Annotated in this window: 22 protein-coding genes; 4 read left to right on the top strand and 18 right to left on the bottom strand. The window is 52.7% G+C overall.

Annotated features, from left to right (window positions below):
• Nucleotides 1-67: 67 nt before the first annotated feature.
• The 8 genes from K7G70_RS12820 to K7G70_RS12785 form a co-directional block, all read right to left on the bottom strand.
• Nucleotides 68-733 carry a response regulator gene (locus K7G70_RS12820; protein WP_223789052.1) on the bottom strand — a complete coding sequence of 222 codons (666 nt, stop codon included), beginning with the start codon at nucleotides 731-733 and terminating at the stop codon, nucleotides 68-70.
• A 17-nt stretch (nucleotides 734-750) separates the two neighbouring features.
• Nucleotides 751-2,691: an acetate--CoA ligase gene (acs, locus tag K7G70_RS12815; RefSeq protein ID WP_223789051.1), complete on the bottom strand. Its 1,941-nt coding sequence runs from the start codon at nucleotides 2,689-2,691 to the stop codon at nucleotides 751-753.
• Nucleotides 2,692-2,794: 103 nt separating this feature from the next.
• Nucleotides 2,795-3,205 (bottom strand): 7(1) septoil knot domain-containing protein, encoded by a 411-nt coding sequence (locus K7G70_RS12810; protein ID WP_223789050.1) that lies wholly within the window; start codon nucleotides 3,203-3,205, stop codon nucleotides 2,795-2,797.
• 44 nt (nucleotides 3,206-3,249) lie between these two features.
• Nucleotides 3,250-3,939 carry an exonuclease domain-containing protein gene (locus K7G70_RS12805; protein ID WP_223789049.1) on the bottom strand — a complete coding sequence of 230 codons (690 nt, stop codon included), beginning with the start codon at nucleotides 3,937-3,939 and terminating at the stop codon, nucleotides 3,250-3,252.
• The gene (locus K7G70_RS12800) at nucleotides 3,940-5,802 is read right to left on the bottom strand and encodes a putative nucleotidyltransferase substrate binding domain-containing protein (protein ID WP_223789048.1); all 1,863 of its coding nucleotides are present in this window, start codon (nucleotides 5,800-5,802) and stop codon (nucleotides 3,940-3,942) included.
• Nucleotides 5,802-6,236: a hypothetical protein gene (locus tag K7G70_RS12795; protein WP_223789047.1), complete on the bottom strand. Its 435-nt coding sequence runs from the start codon at nucleotides 6,234-6,236 to the stop codon at nucleotides 5,802-5,804. Before K7G70_RS12795 ends, K7G70_RS12800 begins: the two co-directional genes overlap by 1 nt.
• Before the next feature lie 77 nt (nucleotides 6,237-6,313).
• A complete protein-coding gene (locus K7G70_RS12790; RefSeq protein ID WP_223789046.1) occupies nucleotides 6,314-7,600 on the bottom strand; it encodes a DcaP family trimeric outer membrane transporter in 1,287 nt (428 codons plus the stop codon).
• A gap of 108 nt (nucleotides 7,601-7,708) precedes the next feature.
• On the bottom strand, nucleotides 7,709-8,002 hold the full coding sequence (locus tag K7G70_RS12785; protein ID WP_223789045.1) for a hypothetical protein: 294 nt from the start codon (nucleotides 8,000-8,002) through the stop codon (nucleotides 7,709-7,711).
• Nucleotides 8,003-8,094: 92 nt separating this feature from the next.
• On the opposite strand from K7G70_RS12785, the gene K7G70_RS12780 reads away from it, so the two are divergent.
• The 4 genes from K7G70_RS12780 to K7G70_RS12765 all read left to right on the top strand — a co-directional run bounded on the left by K7G70_RS12780 (nucleotide 8,095) and on the right by K7G70_RS12765 (nucleotide 10,273).
• Nucleotides 8,095-8,388 (top strand): metalloregulator ArsR/SmtB family transcription factor, encoded by a 294-nt coding sequence (locus K7G70_RS12780; protein ID WP_223789044.1) that lies wholly within the window; start codon nucleotides 8,095-8,097, stop codon nucleotides 8,386-8,388.
• Complete coding sequence (locus K7G70_RS12775) at nucleotides 8,375-9,028, top strand: SdpI family protein (RefSeq protein ID WP_223789043.1); 654 nt, start codon at nucleotides 8,375-8,377, stop codon at nucleotides 9,026-9,028. Before K7G70_RS12780 ends, K7G70_RS12775 begins: the two co-directional genes overlap by 14 nt.
• A gap of 72 nt (nucleotides 9,029-9,100) precedes the next feature.
• Nucleotides 9,101-9,745, top strand: coding sequence for a chromophore lyase CpcT/CpeT (locus K7G70_RS12770; RefSeq protein ID WP_223789042.1), 645 nt, complete (start codon nucleotides 9,101-9,103; stop codon nucleotides 9,743-9,745).
• A 9-nt stretch (nucleotides 9,746-9,754) separates the two neighbouring features.
• The gene (locus K7G70_RS12765) at nucleotides 9,755-10,273 is read left to right on the top strand and encodes a hypothetical protein (RefSeq protein ID WP_223789041.1); all 519 of its coding nucleotides are present in this window, start codon (nucleotides 9,755-9,757) and stop codon (nucleotides 10,271-10,273) included.
• 7 nt (nucleotides 10,274-10,280) lie between these two features.
• On the opposite strand, the gene K7G70_RS12760 is transcribed toward K7G70_RS12765, so the two are convergent.
• The 10 genes from K7G70_RS12760 to K7G70_RS12720 form a co-directional block, all read right to left on the bottom strand.
• Complete coding sequence (locus tag K7G70_RS12760; RefSeq protein ID WP_223789040.1) at nucleotides 10,281-10,874, bottom strand: hypothetical protein; 594 nt, start codon at nucleotides 10,872-10,874, stop codon at nucleotides 10,281-10,283.
• Between the two features lie 71 nt (nucleotides 10,875-10,945).
• Entirely contained in the window at nucleotides 10,946-12,133 is a 1,188-nt protein-coding gene (locus K7G70_RS12755; RefSeq protein ID WP_223789039.1) for a tetratricopeptide repeat protein, read from the bottom strand.
• 123 nt (nucleotides 12,134-12,256) lie between these two features.
• On the bottom strand, nucleotides 12,257-12,385 hold the full coding sequence (locus K7G70_RS17940; RefSeq protein ID WP_255590049.1) for a hypothetical protein: 129 nt from the start codon (nucleotides 12,383-12,385) through the stop codon (nucleotides 12,257-12,259).
• A 54-nt stretch (nucleotides 12,386-12,439) separates the two neighbouring features.
• Nucleotides 12,440-12,844: an RDD family protein gene (locus K7G70_RS12750; protein WP_223789038.1), complete on the bottom strand. Its 405-nt coding sequence runs from the start codon at nucleotides 12,842-12,844 to the stop codon at nucleotides 12,440-12,442.
• Between the two features lie 235 nt (nucleotides 12,845-13,079).
• Nucleotides 13,080-15,395, bottom strand: a complete 2,316-nt coding sequence (locus K7G70_RS12745; RefSeq protein ID WP_223789037.1) for a glycoside hydrolase — start codon at nucleotides 15,393-15,395, stop codon at nucleotides 13,080-13,082.
• Between the two features lie 27 nt (nucleotides 15,396-15,422).
• Nucleotides 15,423-16,358, bottom strand: coding sequence for a hypothetical protein (locus K7G70_RS12740; protein WP_223789036.1), 936 nt, complete (start codon nucleotides 16,356-16,358; stop codon nucleotides 15,423-15,425).
• 246 nt (nucleotides 16,359-16,604) lie between these two features.
• Nucleotides 16,605-17,027: a type II secretion system protein GspG gene (locus K7G70_RS12735; protein WP_223789035.1), complete on the bottom strand. Its 423-nt coding sequence runs from the start codon at nucleotides 17,025-17,027 to the stop codon at nucleotides 16,605-16,607.
• Between the two features lie 53 nt (nucleotides 17,028-17,080).
• On the bottom strand, nucleotides 17,081-17,467 hold the full coding sequence (locus tag K7G70_RS12730; protein ID WP_223789034.1) for a type II secretion system protein GspG: 387 nt from the start codon (nucleotides 17,465-17,467) through the stop codon (nucleotides 17,081-17,083).
• A gap of 58 nt (nucleotides 17,468-17,525) precedes the next feature.
• Entirely contained in the window at nucleotides 17,526-18,182 is a 657-nt protein-coding gene (locus K7G70_RS12725) for a nicotinate-nicotinamide nucleotide adenylyltransferase (RefSeq protein ID WP_223789033.1), read from the bottom strand.
• Complete coding sequence (locus K7G70_RS12720) at nucleotides 18,169-19,836, bottom strand: NAD+ synthase (protein ID WP_223789032.1); 1,668 nt, start codon at nucleotides 19,834-19,836, stop codon at nucleotides 18,169-18,171. Before K7G70_RS12720 ends, K7G70_RS12725 begins: the two co-directional genes overlap by 14 nt.
• Nucleotides 19,837-19,843: the final 7 nt, after the last annotated feature.

Below are 19,843 nucleotides of genomic sequence, written 5' to 3'. Positions count from 1 at the left end.
TATTAACACGATACAATGCTCAGGTAAAGCATTGTTGACTCACCATGTTGGTGTCATGTCAGGAGGTTCAGTGGATTTCGATGTTGGCCACTTTCATCACCGCTTGGGTGCGGTTGTTGACTCCGAGCTTGCGCATGATGGCCGTGACATGGGCTTTGACGGTGGCTTCTGAGATGTCCAGGTCATAGGCGATTTGTTTGTTCAACAGACCCTGTTTGATCATGCCCAGAACTTTGAGTTGTTGGGGGGTCAATTCGGCCACCTGGCGGGTGGTCTCAGCCAGGGTGTCGTCGAGTTTTTGATACAACTGCTCATTGAATTGGTAAGGGAAGTGGGTGTCGCCCTGCAACACGGTGTTCACCCCACGGCGAATCTCCTGGATGGAGGCTGATTTGCTGACAAAACCCAAGGCGCCAAAGTGTTTGGCATGCATGATGGTTTCGGGTTTGTCGTTGGCCGAAATCATGATGATCGGCAAATCGGGGTACTTCTTTTGTACATAGGCCAAGGCCGAAAAGCCTTCCACCCCTGGCATGTTCAAATCCAACACCAACAGATCGGCATCGTGGTGCTCACGCAATTGCAACCGCAAGGACTCTGAAGACTCGGCTTCTATGATTTGGCAATCGGCATGGCTGCTGCTCATGGCTTGGCGCAAAGCATCACGAAACATCGGGTGGTCATCGGCAATGATGATTTTGTCAACGGTGAATTGTGCCGGATCCCAGTTCATGACGGCTGCTTGATGATTCAACGGTTCAAACGGTTGTTGATCAAATGGGTCACCACCTCCGGTTCTGCCAGGGTGGAGGTGTCGCCCAAATTGTCGTATTCATTGGCGGCAATTTTGCGCAAAATCCGCCGCATGATTTTACCAGATCTTGTTTTGGGTAAACCTGGGGCCCATTGGATTTTATCCGGGGTGGCAATCGGGCCGATTTCTTTGCGCACCCATTGCACCAGTTCGGCCCGCAGGTCTTCGGACTCAGCCACCCCATTGACCAATGTGACATAGGCATAAATGCCTTGGCCTTTGATGTCATGGGGATAGCCCACCACCGCCGCTTCAGCCACCGCTTCATGGGCCACCAAGGCGCTTTCGACTTCGGCCGTGCCCATGCGATGGCCGGACACGTTGAGCACATCGTCGGTGCGTCCAGTGATCCAATAATAGCCATCGGCATCACGGCGGGCCCCATCGCCGGTGGTGTAGACCTGGTCAAAAGTGGCGAAATAGGTGGAGTAAAACCGCTGGTGGTCGCCAAATACCGTGCGCATTTGGCCTGGCCAGGAGTCGGTGATCACCAAGTTGCCGGCTGCTTCACCAGACAGCTCGTTGCCATCGTTGTCCAGCAAGGCCGGTTGGATGCCAAAAAACGGTCGGGTGGCTGAACCAGGCTTCAATTCAGTGGCTCCGGGTAGGGGGGTGATCATGATGCCGCCGGTTTCGGTTTGCCACCAGGTGTCAACGATCGGACAGCGCTCATCTCCAACCACCTCGTGATACCATTTCCAGGCTTCGGGGTTGATCGGTTCGCCCACCGAGCCCAATACTTTCAAAGAACTTCTGGAGGTGGCATTGACCGGCTCATCACCTTCTTTCATCAAGGCCCGGATTGCCGTGGGTGCGGTGTAACAGACGTTGACCTGGTGTTTGTCACAAATTTGCCAAAAGCGACTGAAGTCGGGGTAGTTGGGCACACCTTCAAACATCAAAGTGGTGCCGCCGTTGGCCAATGGGCCATAGACCACGTAACTGTGACCGGTGATCCAACCGACATCGGCGGTGCACCAATAGATGTCACCCGGGTGGATGTCAAACACGTATTCATGGGTCATCGAGGCATACACCAAATAGCCACCTGAAGTGTGCAACACCCCTTTGGGTTGTCCGGTGGAGCCAGAGGTGTACAAAATGAACAGGGGGTCTTCGGCATTCATCACTTCCGGTTCACAAGCGGTGCCCACATCGGCACTGGCTTCGTGGTACCAATGGTCATGCAGTTGCCAATCAACGGCTTGTTCGGAGGTTTTGATCACCAACACCGTTTCCAGGTAATCACTGACCCCGGTCTTGGCCGCCGCCTGATCCACGTTGGCTTTCAAGGGGATGGCTTTGCTGCCCCGCACCCCGCGATCAGCGGTGATCACCAGCTTCGATTTGCAGTTGATGATGCGGTCACCCAATGCATCGGGTGAGAAGCCGCCGAAGACCACCGAATGGATGGCGCCGATGCGGGCACAGGCCAGCATGGCATAGGCCGCTTCGGGAATCATGGGCATGTACAAGGTCACGCGATCGCCTTTGCCCACCCCCAGCTTTTTCAAGGTGTTGGCAAAGCGACACACCTCTTGGTGCAAGGTGTGGTAGGTGATGTGCTTGGATTCATTGGGGTCATCACCTTCCCAAATGATGGCGGTTTGGTCGCCGCGTGTGGCCAAATGCCGATCGATGCAATTGTGACTGACATTCAAGGTGCCATCGGCGTACCATTTGATGTGCAAGTCATCTTGGGCATAAGAAACGTCTTTGACTTGGGTATACGGGGTGAACCAGTCGATTCGTTGACCGTGTTCGGCCCAAAAGGCTTCATTGTGTTCGATGCTTTGTTGGTACATGGCCAGGTATTGGTCATTGGTGCACCGGGCCTTGGCGGCAATTGCTGGGTTCACTGGATAGCGTTCTTGCATGGCGGGTTCTCGCTGTGATTGTTTGAGCTGTGGGGGTCAATATGCCATTTTTCAGCCGTTTGACCCATTAGACTTTGGTCTTATGTGACCCCAGTTAGCGGGGTTAATTCATGCCAGGAAATGAGCTGACTTTCCGCACTTCTATGTCGGGAAATGAGTCGACCACTTGGACCGTAAAATCAGGGAATGAACTGACTTCTTGCCATTGACCACAGTCATCTGGAAATGACGAGACGAACTGCACATCGATGTCGGCAAAAGAGCTGACGAATTTGATTTTCAGGTCCGGAAAAGAATCCACGAATTGCACTTTGCCTTTCAATTCAATGCCGTTGTGGTAACAAGAGGGCTCGTTGCTGGAACTGGCCTTGGCCGCAGTTTGTCCGACTTGCTGCATGGCTTGACTCATGGCTTCATAGGCCATGTCGGGTGAGGCGCCACGCGGGCGATCAAAGATGGCAATCAGAATGATGCCAGCGATCACGGCGGCGGCAATTTTCACGTCTTTGTTCATACAATCCTCCCATCGATTGTCGTTGCTGGGTGACTCAGCCCACATCAGTGGCTGATGTCTTTTAATTTTAGCGGGTATCCCTGGCGCTGTCGATGTTTGATTTGAGCCAGCAACAACTCGGCCGTGGCCAGGGCATCTTCCAGGGCATTGTGGGCATGATACCGGGGCAGGTGGTATTGTTCACGCAGGTTGAACAGGCGCAATTGATTGGGCTGGATGGGTTGGTTCTGTCGCTCCAGATACCGCCGCTCGATGGCCAAGGTGTCGACCACACACAGCGGTAAACGGTGCCCATACAACTGTAGGCTGAGCTGCTGCAGGAAGTCATGTTCGATTTTCTGGTAGTGGACCGCCAAGGCTTTGCCGGCCATTTGGGTCAACAACCATTCCATCATGGTCTGTACGTCTATGCCAGCAGCCAGGTCGTCATCGGTGATTTGGTGGATGCTGACGTTGTCACTGGTCAACTTTTTGTTGGTTTTGATCAATGCATGTCGGCACTGCTTGAGTTGAATGCGGCCTTGGCTGATGTGGGTGTAACCCAATGAAATGATGTGATCTTGGTAGGGATTCAAGCCAGTGGTTTCGAAATCCAAGACCAGGTAATCCACCGCCAAAGCGGGCTGGTTCAGGTCCGGCAAGGGGGTGGTTAAGTAATGCTTCAAGGCCCCTTGGGGTTGGTGTTTGAGGGCATGTTGAAGCAGTCGCTTGTTGTGATTGAACCAATCAAACATTCACAGCTGACCTTGGTTGTATTTTTGGCTCACCACATCCTGGTAGGTGCTGATCAGTTCAAAGGCATCTTTCAAGTGGCGCCGTTCCAAAGAGGACAACTCATCCGGATTGACGTGGTTGTTCGCAGCCTGTCCGGCTTGGATGTTTTTGACCTGGTGCTGCAGGCGCACGGTGCACAAGAAGTCATGGCTGTCGATCAAATCATCGGCCGCTTCGCTGCTGATGACACCGGCCTGGCAAGCGGCTTGGATGCGGTCACGGGTGTTGATCAACGCGGTGCCGGCATCCAGGGCGAACACCCTGGCCACATCGGTCAGTGGCAAAATGCCCCGTTTTTTCATGTCCAGGGTTTTGTGCTCGGCACCGTGTTGCTCCAGCACAAAGCGCCGAAACAGGCCCAAAGGTGGCTTGTTCTGTTGGGCGTTGGCCGCCATGAAAGCCAGGAATCGGCGCTGTTGTTGGATCAGCTGCTTAACCGATTCATGCAGCTCGTCCAACAATGAAGCATCACCATACACGCAGCGCAGATCAAAGAAGATGCTGGCATACATCAATGCTTTCGGTTCTGGGGTGAGGATCCACCGCTCAAAATAACTTTGCCACACCGCCAGTGGCTGCCGCCATTGTTCGTTGCTGGCCATCACATCTCCAGGGCAATACACATAGCCGCAGCGGTTGAGCCAATCACTGACGGTGCTGGCCAATTGTTGAAAATAGCAGCCGTGTTGTGCCGGCTCATAGTTGTCGGCCAACAACAGCCCGTTGTCTTGGTCCGAATGGGCTGTTTGGTCATTGCGGGCCAGCGAGCCAGCTACCAAGTAGGCAAAGCGAATGGGCGCCGGACCCAGTTCCTGGATGGTTTGTTTGATCACTTTCTGGATGATGGCGCGACCAATGGAACTGATGGAATGGGCGATGTCTTTGGCGTGTAAGCCGGCGGCCACCAATTTCACCAAGGCAGTGGGGATTTGTTGGCTCAAACTGACCACTTGCGCCAAGTCGGTGGCCTTGTGAATTTCGTTGACCAGATAAATCGGGTTGTGGCTTTGGTGGTGGATCAGGTCGGTGGCGGTGACCATACCCACCAACGAACCGTCCTGCACCACCGGTAAGTGGCGGATGTTCAAGCGGGTCATCAACAACATGGCCTCCAAGCCATTGCTGTGAGGATCGATGCACACCGGGTTGTGGGTCATGACTTGGTCGATGCTTTGCTGCGCCGGTATGCCATCGGCGACCACTTTGGTGCAGAACGCCCGGTCGGTGACGATGCCGAGGATGGTTTTTTCTGCCGCATCCAGCACCAACGCCGAAGTTTTGTCCTGTTGTTGCATCAGCTGGGCCGTGTCTTGAATCGATAGGCTGGCGTCGATGGTCAAAGCGGGGTGCAAAAAATCGGCCACCCGCGATTTGATCAGGATGTTGTCGTGGTTGGCTTGCAGTTCATGCAGGGCGCTTTTCAGCCGTTGGTTTTTTTGTTGGCTGAAATAGTCATTGAAAGCCGGCACTTCTTGCATCAGCGTGTGGTACAAAGTGTCAGGTATCAGGTAAAACAAACTGTCTTCCAAGCACGACACTTTGTTTTTGATCAAACCACCGCGCTCAATGGCCCGATGGCCAAAGAAGTCACCGCTGCCAAACTGAGCCACCAGACCGTCTTGGTGATCGGTGCGAATCACCGCGCCGGAGCGAATCATGTACAGCCAGTGGTTGTTGTGCCCGGGTTCCAACACCACGTCTTCTCTGGGGTGGTAGGTGATTTCAATGGCGGTGGCCAGTTGTTTGAGGGTGGCCCCATCCAATTTGTTCAATGGATGGGTTTGTTGCAAAAAATCATGAATCTCCAGCTGTTCAATTTCCATCAGAACCTCACTTGAGTTTCAGCGAACACTGGTTGTTGTTGGTGTTTGAAGGCCAGCCTCAATTGATCAAATTGGCGGATGTTTGTCGTTGGCGATATTTGCAATTGCCAGTAACGACCGTCTACCGACTTCATCATGGGAAACTGTTGAAAACCTTGTTCGTTACCCAAGGCCAAGGAAAAATCACTGATGGCCTGGCTGCTGTACGCAGCCAATTGCAGTTGTTCTTGTTTGACCGCGCTGATCAGTTTGAGCTCCAAACCGGGTGTTTGAAACACACAGGCATTGTCACTGGGTTGGCAGGTTCCTAATAAGCGCAATTGACCATTGGCTGCAGCCGGTTGCTGGCGATCAAGCCACCAGCCGGCCAGGCCATAACCAGCCAGGGCCAACAAAGGGACCATAATAATGGCAATTTTGAGGTGTCTGTTCATGGGTTTCTGGATGTCTTCATTATACGCAAAAAGAGGCCCGTGGCAGGACCTCTTGTGTGCGGTTAATAAAGTTCGCTTCAAAACGCATATTTGGCACTGAAGATCAACCGATTTAACTCACCGTCAGCGCCTGACTCCAACTCCCTTTTGCCATGTAAAAATCCAACCCCCAAGGTGATTTTGGGCACTGGTGAGTACAACAGGTTGAATTGGGCACTTTGGGCCGATTTACTGACGCCCAAGCCGGTGTAGTCAGCATCGTTGTCAATTTCAATCCGTGACAAGATGAAGTTGGAACGCAATTGGTCATTCCAGTGATGCCGATACGCCACGGCAAAAGCCGTGGAATCGATGGTTTCTAAGGCTCCGGTCTCCGTCAACACAGCGGCATTGGCGGTGTTCAAGGCCACATAACGGCCCATGCCTACACCTGAGGCCAGATTGAATCTGAGGTCATTCTTATCACCGATTTTGTATTTGCCAGTGATGCTCAGACCATAGCCAGTTTCTGAGGTGTTGTCATTGACTTGGTCCAATTCCAAATAGCGGAACAGCCCGGCCACCGCCACATGTCCCCAGTCGGCTTGGTGGGTGTATTTGGCCACAAAATCTGGGGCGCCATTGTCATCAGAGACAATCCGACCACCGCCGCCAAATGGGGTGACTGTGGTTTCTGGATTTTCCAAGGCCAATTGCCAGGGACCGTTGGTGTAACGCACCATGGGTTGGCGCTCGAAGATGATGCCATCGGGTGCCGCCAGGAAGTCCACCGATTCGGGCAGGGCACCCACGTCTTGGAAGGTGCTCCAGGTTTGACCGAACAACCAATCGTTGTATTTGATGAAGGCATGCCGCAAACGGGGTTGGTATGAGTTGCTGACCCGCTCATTGCCACTGGGGGCCAACAAAAAATCCATTTCAATGAACGTGGTGATTTGGTCGCCACTTGCCAATTGGTGACTGCTTTTGAAATTAATCCGAGATTCCTTGGCCGAAAAATCAAAATCAGTGTCTTCGCCTTCACCCCCCACAGGAATGGTTCCTGGGATGTAAAAATCACGGCCCACTGAACCACTGGCCAAATCACCATCGCTGTAGGCAGAAAAAGACCCGGTGGCTTTGACAAAACCGCCAAATTGGTAACTGTGTTGCTCGCCAGCATCATCTTTGGCAGTGTTCTGGGCTGCGGTTTTGGGTTCGCCCGCTGGACGTTGACCCAATTCTTGTTTCAATTCCAGCAACATGGCCTCCAAAGAGGCAATTTTGGCCTCCAGTTGTTGGTACTTTTCATCGTTGGCCTGGGCACCCCCACACACCAAGGTGGTGGCGATGGCCACAGTTAAGAGTTTTTTCTTGAGTTTCATGTGTTGCCTCCTGTGTGCTTTGGGAGACATGTTAGGCAAATCCCTGGGGGCGTGGTATTAGCCTTTAGTATGAGGGCCGATGCAAGCGGGTTGAATTCGTCTGGCGAATCAATTTTTGAAAATCAAGACGGCCAGTGAAAAGGCATAGGCGCCAATCACCTTTTCATCCAAGAGCAATTCTCGCCCATCCAGATTGGCCATGGCATTGGCCACCAGTTGAATCACCACGCCCAAAAACAACAAGGTGGCAGTGGTGTGAACTTTTTGTCTTGAGAAGGATTTGTCGCCCACTTGGTAGGTCTTGGGGTCGTGTTTTTGGATGGCCAGTTTTAAACCGGTTCCGGCGATGACCAGCGACAAAAACAAGCTGAGGTATTCACTGTAAAATGCGGTGGCTTCCATGGTTCATTCGGTTGTCAAAGGCAATGATAGGCTTGGCATGGGTTCATTATACCGATTTGACAAATAGATAATTAGATGATAATCTAAATAAAATGCAAGAAACACCCAAACAAGCTTCGCTGTTCACCGCCATCGCCGACATTCAACGACGCAAAATACTGAATTTGTTGAAAGAAGGGGAATTGTCGGTGGCAGCCATCAAAGCCCATTTTGATTTCAGTGGTGCCACCTTATCGCACCACCTGAATGTGTTGAAGCAGGCAGAGTTGGTGCGGGTGCGCCGACAAGGACAGCAGCGCATATACACGCTGAACCTTTCTGTGTTGGAAGAATTGCTGTTGTTGATGAATCAGTTGTTGAAAGGAGATGAACATGAAAAACCGTAAAATCCTCGGGTCTTTGGTCGCGGTGGTGGCCATCACATGGGTGGTGGCGTTTTGGTATGAGCCGAAATTACCAGAACAGATCCCCACCCATTGGAATGTCCATGGTGAAGTCGATGGCTACATGAGTAAGCCGTGGGGGGTGTTTTTGTTGCCCATCATTTCTTTGTTGTCCAGTGCCTTGTTGCTGTGGTTGCCCAAAATCGCGCCCAAAGGGTTCAAGCTGAACCAAGCCCAGAAAGTTTATGAAATCATCATTTTGGTGATGGCGGTGTTTTATTTGGGCATCATGGTGTTGTCGTTTGAAGCCGGAATGGATCGCGCCATTGACATGAATCAGTGGGTCATGGTCGGGGTGGGGGTGTTGTTTTTGATCATTGGCAACTACCTCAGCAAAGTGCCCAAGAATTTCTTTCTGGGCATCCGCACCCCATGGACCTTGTCTTCGGATGAAGTGTGGTACAAGACCCACCGCCTGGGTTCGTGGACTTTTATCTTGGCCGGGATCCTGACCTTGGTGGGCGGCTTGATGCATTGGCCATTTTGGCTGTTGACCACACTGATCATGGCCGGCGCTTTAATACCGGTGATTTATTCGCTGGTGATCTACCATCGAATCGAAGGTTTCGACGAAGAAGATTGAGGCCTAATAGTTGCCCCATGGGGCCGTTTTCTGGTGTTAAAATGGCCCTTTTGATGACAGATGATGGGCATGATGATTCGATTCTTAGGGCTTTGTGCAGGCGCCATGTTGTTGTTGGGGTGCCAACCTGAAAAACCGGCTGTGCAGGATGATCAAGCGGCCTTGACTCAACTGGTGGCCTGGATGTCAGGGGCCTTCAGCAGTGAACAACAAGCCAGTCAAGATGACCGTTACTTTCACATCAGCTTGAAAATGAAGCCCATCTGGACCGAACGCGAGGATGGTCATTGGCTGTATGTGGAACAAGCGGTCGGGACCCGACCTGAACAACCTTATCGCCAACGGATTTATCGGGTGACGCCAATGGCAGATGGGCGCTTTGCCAGTGCTGTATATGAACTGCCGGATCCACAAGCCGTCATCGGCGCCTATGAAGACCCAGGCCTGTTGGCTGATGTGACGGTGGCAGACTTGCAGTTGCGCACCGGTTGTGCGGTGATTTTGCAGTTTGACGGGGCGGCACAATATCAGGGCAGCACCCAAGACAAGGCCTGCCTGAGCAGCTTGCGCGGGGCCACTTATGCCACTTCGGAGGTGACCATCACAGCCACGGGCATCAGCAGCTGGGACCAAGGCTGGGATGCCAATGACCAACAGGTATGGGGCGCCACCGCGGGTCCCTATGTGTTTGACCGCTTACCAGCCAGCGCTGACTGAGGAATCGCCATGACTTGGGCCATTGGGCAACTCATCTTGGCATTTGTCAGCACCGGATTAATCAGTTTTGTGCTGTTTTATGTGATGCTCAAATCATCACAAGCCGACACCGTAACGGCCATGGACAAGCCCGACAAAGCCACCCGCAAACGCGTCAAAGCAGACCTCAAGCAGCAACAATGGTCCATGCAAAATGTGATGATGTCCAAGTGGGTCGATTTCGGTGGCGGTTTTTATGGGGTGGTGGCGGTGTTGACCTACCTGGTGGTCGAATTCTGGGAAGTGGTGGATTTCTTGACCAGTGAAGCAACTGTCTTAGACACCCTGGCGGCTTTGGGTGTTGGTGATGTGGTCAACTTTTTCATCAACTCGTTGATGAACTTCATCACCGCCATTGCCTGGCCAGCTTACTGGTTGAACAAAGTCGATGGCGCGCCGGTTTGGGTGTGGTTTGTGGTGGCTTATGCCGGTTATTACACCGGCCAGGTTTTGGCCAAATCGGTGATCAAGCCATACGCCCAAGAGTGATGAAGGGTCATTCGGTCAAACCATTGACCACGTGTTGACTCCAGTTTTCCATGTCGGTGGTCATGGCTTGCAACTCATCCAGCGCGAACAAACCCAGCACTTCGATCTCCGCTTCGTTGCTTTGAATCTCTGGGGTGGCCAATTCCCAGCGTTCAACCACCCCAATGTGCACCCGTCCAACTGGGTTGCTGTTGTCGACGATGTAGCCCAAGGGCGTTTTGCTGGTGATGCCTGCAATGTTCAATTCTTCGTCAATTTCCCGCTGACCTGATGTTTCGATGGTGCGATCCAAGTCAATGACACCGGTTTCATCGTAAGCCAAATCGAAGGCATCGATGTGACCGCCAAAGCCAATGGAGTTCAAATGATGCAAGCGGCTTTCTCCGCCTTGTTTGGTGCGCTGATAGACGGCGATTTTGCCTTGATAAGAGAGGATCACGTAAGGAATGATTTGTTTGAAATTCTCATCCTCTTCCAAATGCGGCCTGGGGCCAATCCACAATTGAGCGAGGTCAAAGATGTTGTCTTCGGTTTGGATGAAGCCTTCGCCCGGTAAGGCGTCAGCCACGGTCTGGTTGCTGATGCAAATGATGTGTTGCACTATTATTTCCTGGATCAATGAACAGCCCGCAGTTTACCATGACCATGGCCCACTCCGAGTTGCTGTTCGCATCAATTCAGGTTCTTTTGGGCTTTGATTAAGTCGTACTTGGCCTGGTAAATCGAGGTGGTTTGTGCGGTGTGTGAATTTTCCAGTGCTTGCTGCATGGCCCTGATGGCCTGGGCATTCAAACCCAGTTCAAAGCTGGCTTTGGCAATACCGGCATAGGGTTGGTGCATGTAATCGGCCAATTCGGCCGCTTTTTCATAAAATTTGATGGCCTTGCGGTAATTGGCTTGGGCCATTTCCTGGTTGGCCAGGTCCAGCCATTTGAACGGGTCCGGGTCGTTGTAGTTTTCCAGTTCGTTGGCAATCATCTGGGCTTCATTCAAGCGCCCGGCATTGACCAGGAATTTGTGGTAGTTGTTCATCAACTCCAAATGTCCCTGGCTGAAGGACAAACCATAGATATAGGCCCGTTCGGCATACTCATTGGCACCGATCCGGTCATACAGCACGCCCAGCATGTTGATGGCCACCAGGTTGTCCGGCTGGATGTGCAAAGCCTCTTTCAGGTTCCAATACGCCAAATTGTGGTCGCCATCGATCATCGCTTCGGCCGCCCGGTTGCTGTAGAACAGGGCATGAAATTCTTGTTTTTTGACTTTCCTCAGGGTGCGTGAGCCCAAGGTCGAAAAGTAATCGATGCGCACCTTGTCGTTGGGTTTGACGAATTGTTTGGTGGTGGTGGCGGTTTTGTTGTAAACCACCGTGCGGATGTGCTGCGAGCTGAGTTGCAGATTGCCTTCCAACTGGTACACCGGCGGGGTTCTGGCCAATTCATAACTGATGCCCACATGGGTCAACTGTGACAGGGCCCGGGTCAAGATCGCCAGTGACATGCAATTGCCAGCATTTTGGGCCATGGCGTCGGTGGCAACCAGGGTTCTGGAATGGAAGTTGAAATTATCCAGTTGGTGTTCGAGGAATTTGTATATCCGCTGACTGTCCGACAGCTTGCGGTATTCCTTGCTGTGAAAGGTTTTCAAAAAGGCCTCGCGTTGAGCCGGTGTCAGGGCAAACACCTCATCCAAGTTGATCAACTGGGTGGGCGCACCAAACAGGCCGTCATGGTAGATGTCTTGTTCGGTATAACTGGCTTTCAGGTTGAGGCGTGAGGAGGAGCCACAGGCAGTCAACAGCAGGGTCAACAGGATCAGTGGCAGCGAAGTTCTGATGCGTACCGTGAATTGTTTCATTCTATGATTATAGAACAGCGCCGCAACTTGGAATAGTAATTTTCGATGATTTTAGGCGGTGTCAAAGCCCCCATCAGCCGAGCGAATTGAGCGATGTGGCCTTGAATCGGTTCGGTCAGGGCTTCAAACCGCTGCTTGATCCAACAGGAATGCTTTTTTGATCACCACCGTGCCGGCGATGAAATCATGCAATGCCCGGCGCCGTTCATTGGTCAGCATCACCAGCAGTTCACTCCAATACCAGACCATCATGATGGCATCGGTCCAATGGTGCCAAGCTGGAAAGTTCTCAGTGATGAGTTCAGCCTATCTGATCCAGTTACTGGCAAAATAGGCATTCAGATCAAGCCCCTGTAGGGTCACCACAAAGACATAAACGGTGACCACACTCAATAAAATATCCACCGATGACCGCATGAAACTGGTTTTGAGGCTGATGCGACTGCCATCAATGTGGGTGATGCGGATACCCAGTACCAATTTGCCTATGGTGCCACCATACAAATAGTTCAGGGCCACCGCATAGCTCAGTGACAGCACGGTGATCAGCACTTCAATGGCCACTTCCGCGCCATAAGTTTGGCTGTTGATGGCTTGGACCGCGATGACGATGGGAATCACGATCAATATGTCGATGATTGCCGCACCCAAACGTTGTCCGAAAGTGGCGTAGACAGATTGTCCATTGAGGGTGAGGGGCAAGTGTTCCATTTGAATATGTCCTTATTGATGTATGCAGATGAATCGGTACTATGACCCTTGTGGCGGGTCTTGGCAAATTTAACAAAGTTTGCTTGCAAATCAGTGAAGGACTGAAACTTTTGGCTGCCATGTAGCAGTGGTTGCAAAACTTGACACCAGCAGGATCAACGATGGCATCAGATCATGAAAAAACAGCCAACCTGAGGTGGTGGTTGGCTGTTTTCCACGTCATTTGAAGGTGGCTTTAAGGACCTTCGAAACTGTCCTCAAAAATCAAATCGGTGTCCTCAAACAAAAGCTCGAACGAGTGGGTGCCTCGCCCCAGCGTGTTGATGAACAAGGTGTTGATCACCGCATCATATTTCAGACCAAACACCGGCGCATTGGGCAAATCGGCAGACAATTCGGTCCAGGTGCTGAAGCCGCTGTCTTCCTGGGCAATGAATAAGCCCCGATCGGTGCCGACCAACAGCGCATCATCGCCAGCAAAAGGATTGCCAGCGTGCAGCACCGACCAGATACGTCCGGGATTGAAGCTGGTCAAATTACCGGTCACCTCGGTCCAGTTGTCACCGGCGTTGTTGGTGATGAACACCCCGCCAAACAATTCAACGAAGGCCGCTCGGTCGCCGTTGATGGCGTTTTGGGAAACCGCTGCCACCAAGTTGGGTGAGCTGAATACCGATGACAAGTTACCACCGGCGGTGGTGCGTCTGAGCAGATCGGTGTCGGCGGCCACATACAACAGCTCGGCATTGCCAGGGGCGCCAGCCGCAATTGAATTGGCACCAAAGCCGAAAGCGCGCACGGCTGGGGTCACTTGATTCAAGGTGTTGCCTTGGTCCAATGATTCATAGACGCTGTTGGCAAAACCGATCACCAAACGATCCGGATCTTGGCTGTTGATGTCAACCGGGGTGACGAATTGACCAACGGTGTTGGTGTCACCACTGACCACAGTCAATGCCGGAAAAGTGAACGAGTCAAAACTGTTGTCGGCATTGCGTACCACGCGAATAAAGGCTTGCAGGTTTTGTGCGCTGGTGTATCTGGCTGATTGACTAGCACCAGCCAATGACACATCGTCGACATCAAAATCACCGCCATCACCACCGAGTAAGACGGTCCATTCTGGTTGGCCGGTGATGTTTTGGCTGCCTTGAGAATTGTCTTGTGCGCCACCACCCAACACGTCAGAGTTGCTGTCGTAATCGGCCGAATGCATTTCCGTGGTTTGCATGCTGCCATTCAAGGAAATCCAATCGCCGGAGGCATTGTTGGGTGAGGTGCGGATGTAAACCCCGCCGTCATCGGCTTCCAACAAATTGCCGTTGGCGTCGAAGGCCAAATCCCGTGAATCGGCGTGGGGCGCGGTGTTGTTGGCGGTGCCCGAGTGGGTCAAGGATTCCCATTGACTGCCTGGTGTGGCCGTGGCATCACCCCTGAACAAGCGACCACTGAAGGTGTTGGCCCCCAGTGAATTGGGGAAGGCAAAGGGGCCGGTTGTGCCGTCGTTGTTGTCCGCCGGTTGACGGTCGCCGCCGATATATACCACACTGTCATTGCTGGGATCCACCGTCATGGACATGTGAATGCTGGCTTGACCGCCTGGGTGGATACCAAAAAAGTCATCCGGTTCAAAGGTTCCAGGCAGCTCCATGGAGGCAAAACTGCCTCCGCCATTGTCTGAATAAAACACCCCGGCCAAACGACCGCCAGTGGCGATGCCCACAAACACGTTGTCGTTGTTGCCGACCGCGATCTCTACGTGCGTACCGCCCGAATCCACCAGGGTGGCATCGATGGTGGCGTCACTGATCTTGCTCCAGTTGGCACCGGTGTCGACACTCTTGTAGATGCCTGAGGTGCCACCACAAGCTGGGGCATCGACGATGCTGGCATACAATATGGCGTTGTCAGAAGGGTCTGAGGCCAGGGCGTCGACCAAACCACCGCTGATGCCATTGGTCACTTGGGTGAAGCTGGCGCCGGTATCGGTTGACCGAAAGATCCCCGTCCCAGCACATGACGCGCTGTTGTCATCGTTGTCGGCCGCGGCCACGATGACCGAGCCCCGTGGCGCCACGCCTGAGATGTTGCTGCCCGCCAAGTCAGTCAAGGCTGACCAGGTGTCACCGCCATCAGTGGTTCTGAGCAATCCCGTTCGGGAACCGCCGATGCGACCAATGCTGCTGACCCGGCCAATACCGGCCACCAGGGTTTGGAAGCTGCCATCGGTGGGGTCCATCTCCAAGGCTTGGATGGACAAGGATTCCTGATCATCGGTAAGCGAAACCCAAGGTGGGTTGTTGCCTGGGATGGTGGCCATGGTGGTGCGCCAGACACCACCATTGACGGTGCCCGCATAGATGATGTTGGGATCAGTGGGGTGTGGTACCAAGGCGTTGACAGCCCCCACTTGATTGGGATTCAAGGTTTCTGACTGACCGCTCTCAAAGGGCGCGGGCCCTTCTGAGGTCAAGGTTTGGGCCATGGCAGTGCTTGCCGAACCCAGCAAAGTCAAACAGACCCATGATGATTTAATGGATGATAATTTCATAGTTTTCTCCGTTTACTTTGTGGTGGGTTAAATGGGCATTTGGCCAAAATACTTGAGGTCTCGCACGGGGTGTTCCCAAACCGGTTGTTGTTTGGATAAGCTGTGCGCTTTCAGCAGCGGTGGGTTCTTGATCAAGGCCCCATTGCTGAGCTGGCCTGTGGCCGGTGTCATGTACAACAGCAAGTCTCCCACCACCGTAAATGGCGCATAAGACATGGGTGCCGTCAGTTGTCCCAGCTGTTGTCCGCTGGCGGTGTAAATGGTCCAGCGGTATTTGATGGCTTGGTTGCTGGGTAGGCGTTCACTGATCAACACAAATTGTCCTTTTGGTGAGACAAACTGCCGACCGGTTTTATCTGCCAGCACGGCCTGTTCTGTTTGGGCTGCCACCGGTGCCAAGGCAGCGGGAGCGGCTGAAACAATGCTCAAATCCGTGATATTGAGATTAATGACGCCGCTTTGGCGATTGTTGTTGGTACTGGCAGGGGTTCTTTGACTGCCCAGCTCCAAAACATCTGGGGACATGCCTTGGGCGGTGCCACCCGAATAACTCCAGTGTAATTGCGTGGCTTGCTGAGTGCTTTGCTCCAATTTGAATTGATGACCGGCACCGTCCACCACCGAGGCCATCACCTCACTGGGTAATTCCACAGCGGTGCTGTTCAACACTTGGCCATTGCTGGTGTCGTGATAAACCAGTGACAGGCTGCCTTTTTGTTGGTGTTGTTTTTGGCTCAACAATTGATTGCCGTTCAGCACAATGGGCTTGTCTGATGCGGCTGTGCGCCAATTGGTGGTACCGGTCTTCAGGTCCAGCGCTGCAATGCCGCCTTCGGGCAACATGATCAAAGCTTGCTGTTGCTGGTCATCGACCAACACGCCTGAGCGCATGGTGACCGGTTCGGCAGCGAGGCTGTGGCTGATGACCCCCAGTGCTGCCAGGGTAAGAAATTTTTTATTCATGATTACTCCTCTGTTAATGAATGTGATGTGTGATGCGGTTATTAATGGTTGGTTGTGCCACCTGGCAAAGGGGTATGGTGGCCTCTGATAGCAAGGCCCCATGGTGCCAAGTGGCATGGTGCATCAACACGGGGAACTTTATACTATGACTTTCGTGAATAAAACATATGACATTTGGCCCATTTTTGTCTGATGGTAGAGGTTGGGTTGAACAGGGTGTGGGTACTGGTCTATGTTCGACTGAAATCAACGCATCACTGAAGGCTCAATGTATTCATGGGTCCCTTCAGGGGAATGCAGTAAAAAACCATCGCGCAAAGCGCCGTCCCCACCGACCTCGCCATCAGCACCCAGGTGGTACAAAATGATCTGGCCTGATTGAAGTATGGGCACATACCGGTATGCATGCCCCCAGGGGTCCACCAGTTCCTTCTCAGATATGTATGGGCCAAGCCACCCTGGCACGGGCGGATTGACAGACAAGTCTATGAGCTTCGTGGGGTCATGGCCAGTATCGGTTTTGTACAATTCAATGGCATGAATCAGTTGGTGCATCTCAACTTTACTCTGGATTTGTTTGTTCGCACATTTACGCTCGGTGGCATTCAGCCATGCCAGCAACAATGCCACTGCGAGGATGAAATAAACTGCTGTATCAATTAATTTCATTGTGTGGGTTCAGGCAAACACAATCGATCATAATGGTATTCCATTATGGCATCCTACATCAGCAAGGTGACATCGCTGGCCAGAGAATCACCACCAGGTTGTTGATCAGAACCCAGGGTGCATACAGTGATTGAGTTGTTTTGTGGGTCGGCTTGAAAGGCATAAGGCAGGCCCCAGGGATCGAGCAAATCTTTGGCCTTGATATAAGGGCCCTGCCAATTGACATTGGTGGTTGCTTGCACCAAATCTGAAAGGTGTTTTGGCCATTGGCCGGTGTCGTGCAAGTGCGCCTTTGCGGCCATGGCCATTCTTTTCAGCAAGATCTCATTTTCCTTGAAGGTGGCTTTGGTTCGAGAGCCGGTGGTGACGTGGTTGAATGACTGACTGATGATCACCACCAGCAGTGTTATGGTTGTGATTAATACTACGATTGTTTTCATGAGTCCATTCCGTGGATTGAGAATAGGGATAGACTCGTTGCGGGGCTTTGGGTTCCGTTTATGGGTAGAGCTTATGCGTTAGGATGTACTGGTGAACTGGTTCGGAGATCCATGCTTGCTGCCAGGCCATGGCCGGTCCGGTGTGTCTGATTTGGGTGGAGGACACGTCAATGGCTGGCAGGTCTTTGACCACGTACACATGGGGGTTGATGGCTTGCAGTTGTTGGATGAAAGTGGCATTGAGGCCATGGCCGGGGCGTTGGTGGATCAGCAGGCCATTGGTTTGGACCAGTTCCTGCCAGCGATGCCATTTTCTGAATTTGGGCCAACGACCGGCAAAATGGTCGGCGCTGAGCACAAACAGCTTGGCCGGGGCATCAATCGCCGCCAAGGTGTCGATGCTGTAGCTTTTTTGGCCATTTTTAATAAATAATTTCTTTTCAGTATCAGTGATATAAACAGGATATTTAAACTGTTTTCTCATTGCTTTGGCGACCAGCTCACACATGGCAAGGCGGTGGTTGAATGCGGTGCGGGGCAGTTGTTTACCGGCAATCAAATTGGGTTGGTAGGTGGGCACCATCAAAAACCGCTGGATCGGTAAGCCTTGGGACTGGGCAAAGGCGAAGCTGTTGTGGATGACCTGTTCATGCCCCCGATGGATGGGATCGGCGGTGAGGCCAAAGACCAGGGTGTGACCTTCAGTCGCTGGCATCGTGCCTGAAGCCATTGGTGATTGGCATCCGTCGGTCTTTGCCAAAAGCCATCTGCGTCACCCGCGGTCCGGGTGCCGCTTGTTGCCGTTTGTATTCATTGCGGTCCACCATTTTCAGCACCTTGATCACCAAATCAAGGTCCTGATTCATGGCTTTGGCAATCTGTGCGGCGTCTTTGTGGCGATGCAAATAGGCTTCCAGGATGCCGTCCAACACCGCGTATTCAGGCAAGGAATCGGAATCCTTTTGATCAGGGCGCAATTCGGCCGAGGGTGGTTTGCTGAGGGTGTTGGCTGGGATCACCGGTCCGGCGGGATCGATGCCGTTGCGGTATTCACACAAGGCATAGACCTGTAATTTGAACAGGTCTTTGATCGGGGCAAAGCCACCGGCCATGTCGCCATACAGGGTGGTGTAGCCCACAGCCGTTTCACTTTTGTTGCTGGTGCACAGCAAGATGGCGTTGTTGTTGTTGGAAAAAGCCATCAACAGCACGCCGCGAATCCGGGCTTGGATGTTTTCGTCGGTCTGGCGGTGAAAGTAATCGTCATACAAGTCATTGAACAGCGGTTCCAAAAATTCATGGAACGCGTTGTGCATGGGCTTGATGGGCACCAATTGGCTGTGGATGCCCAGGGTGTCGGCCAACAGTTGGGCGTCGGTCACCGAATGATCCGACGAGTATTTCGAGGGCATCAGCACGCCGGTGACATTTTCGGCACCGATGGCATCGGCTGCGATCACCGCGGTCAAGGCCGAGTCAATACCGCCTGACAGGCCGAGTACCGCCTGGGTGAAGCCGTTTTTCTGAAAATAGTCCCGGGTACAGGTCACCAAAGCATCGTACAGTTCAGCCAATGGCGTTTCTGGTTCGGCAACCGGCCCCTGGCTGTGGGCGAAATTGACGGTGCTGAAAGCGGCCTCAAAGGAAGGCGCCAACAAGACCAGCTCACCGGCCGCATCCAAGGCACAACTGGTGCCATCAAATATCAATTCATCTTGGCCACCGACCAAATTACAGTACACCAAAGGCGTGGCAAAGGTTTTGGCGCGCCATTGCAGCATATCGATGCGGCTGCCGATCTTGCCGGCGGCGTAGGGTGATGCTGAAATATTGACCAACAGGTCCACCCCTTGTTCCGCTTGGTGGGCCACCGGTTCGGCGTCATACCAAATGTCTTCACAGATGGTGATGCCGATGCGCAGCCGTTGTCCATTGAGGGTGAGTTCGGCGATGCCGTCATGACTGCCGGGGGTGAAGTAACGTTTCTCATCAAACACCAAATAATTGGGCAGCTTGTGTTTGTCGTAGATCATTTTGATCTCGCCATCCTGCATCAAAGCCGCCGAATTGTGTAACAACTCCGGTTCATTGGGGTGGTTCCTGGGAAAGCCAATGACCACCGCCAGGTCGCCCACCTGTTCGGCAATGGTCTTGATCGACGCATAACAATCATCGAGGAATTGTTGGTGGAACAGCAAATCTTCGGGTGGATAGCCACAAACGGCCAATTCGGTGAACACCAGCAGGTGCACGCCTTGGTTGTTGGCTTCTTGGATGGCATCGAGGATCAAGCGCCGATTGCCGGCCAGGTCTCCGACTTTGACGTTCAATTGGGACAAGGCGATGTTCAGGTTCGGTTGTTGCATCATGGGACTC

This window comes from Marinicella meishanensis (assembly GCF_019931145.1).
Lineage (GTDB): Bacteria > Pseudomonadota > Gammaproteobacteria > Xanthomonadales > Marinicellaceae > Marinicella > Marinicella meishanensis.
Note: the sequence above shows the minus strand (reverse complement) of the source record. Positions and strands in the feature narration are given on the sequence as shown.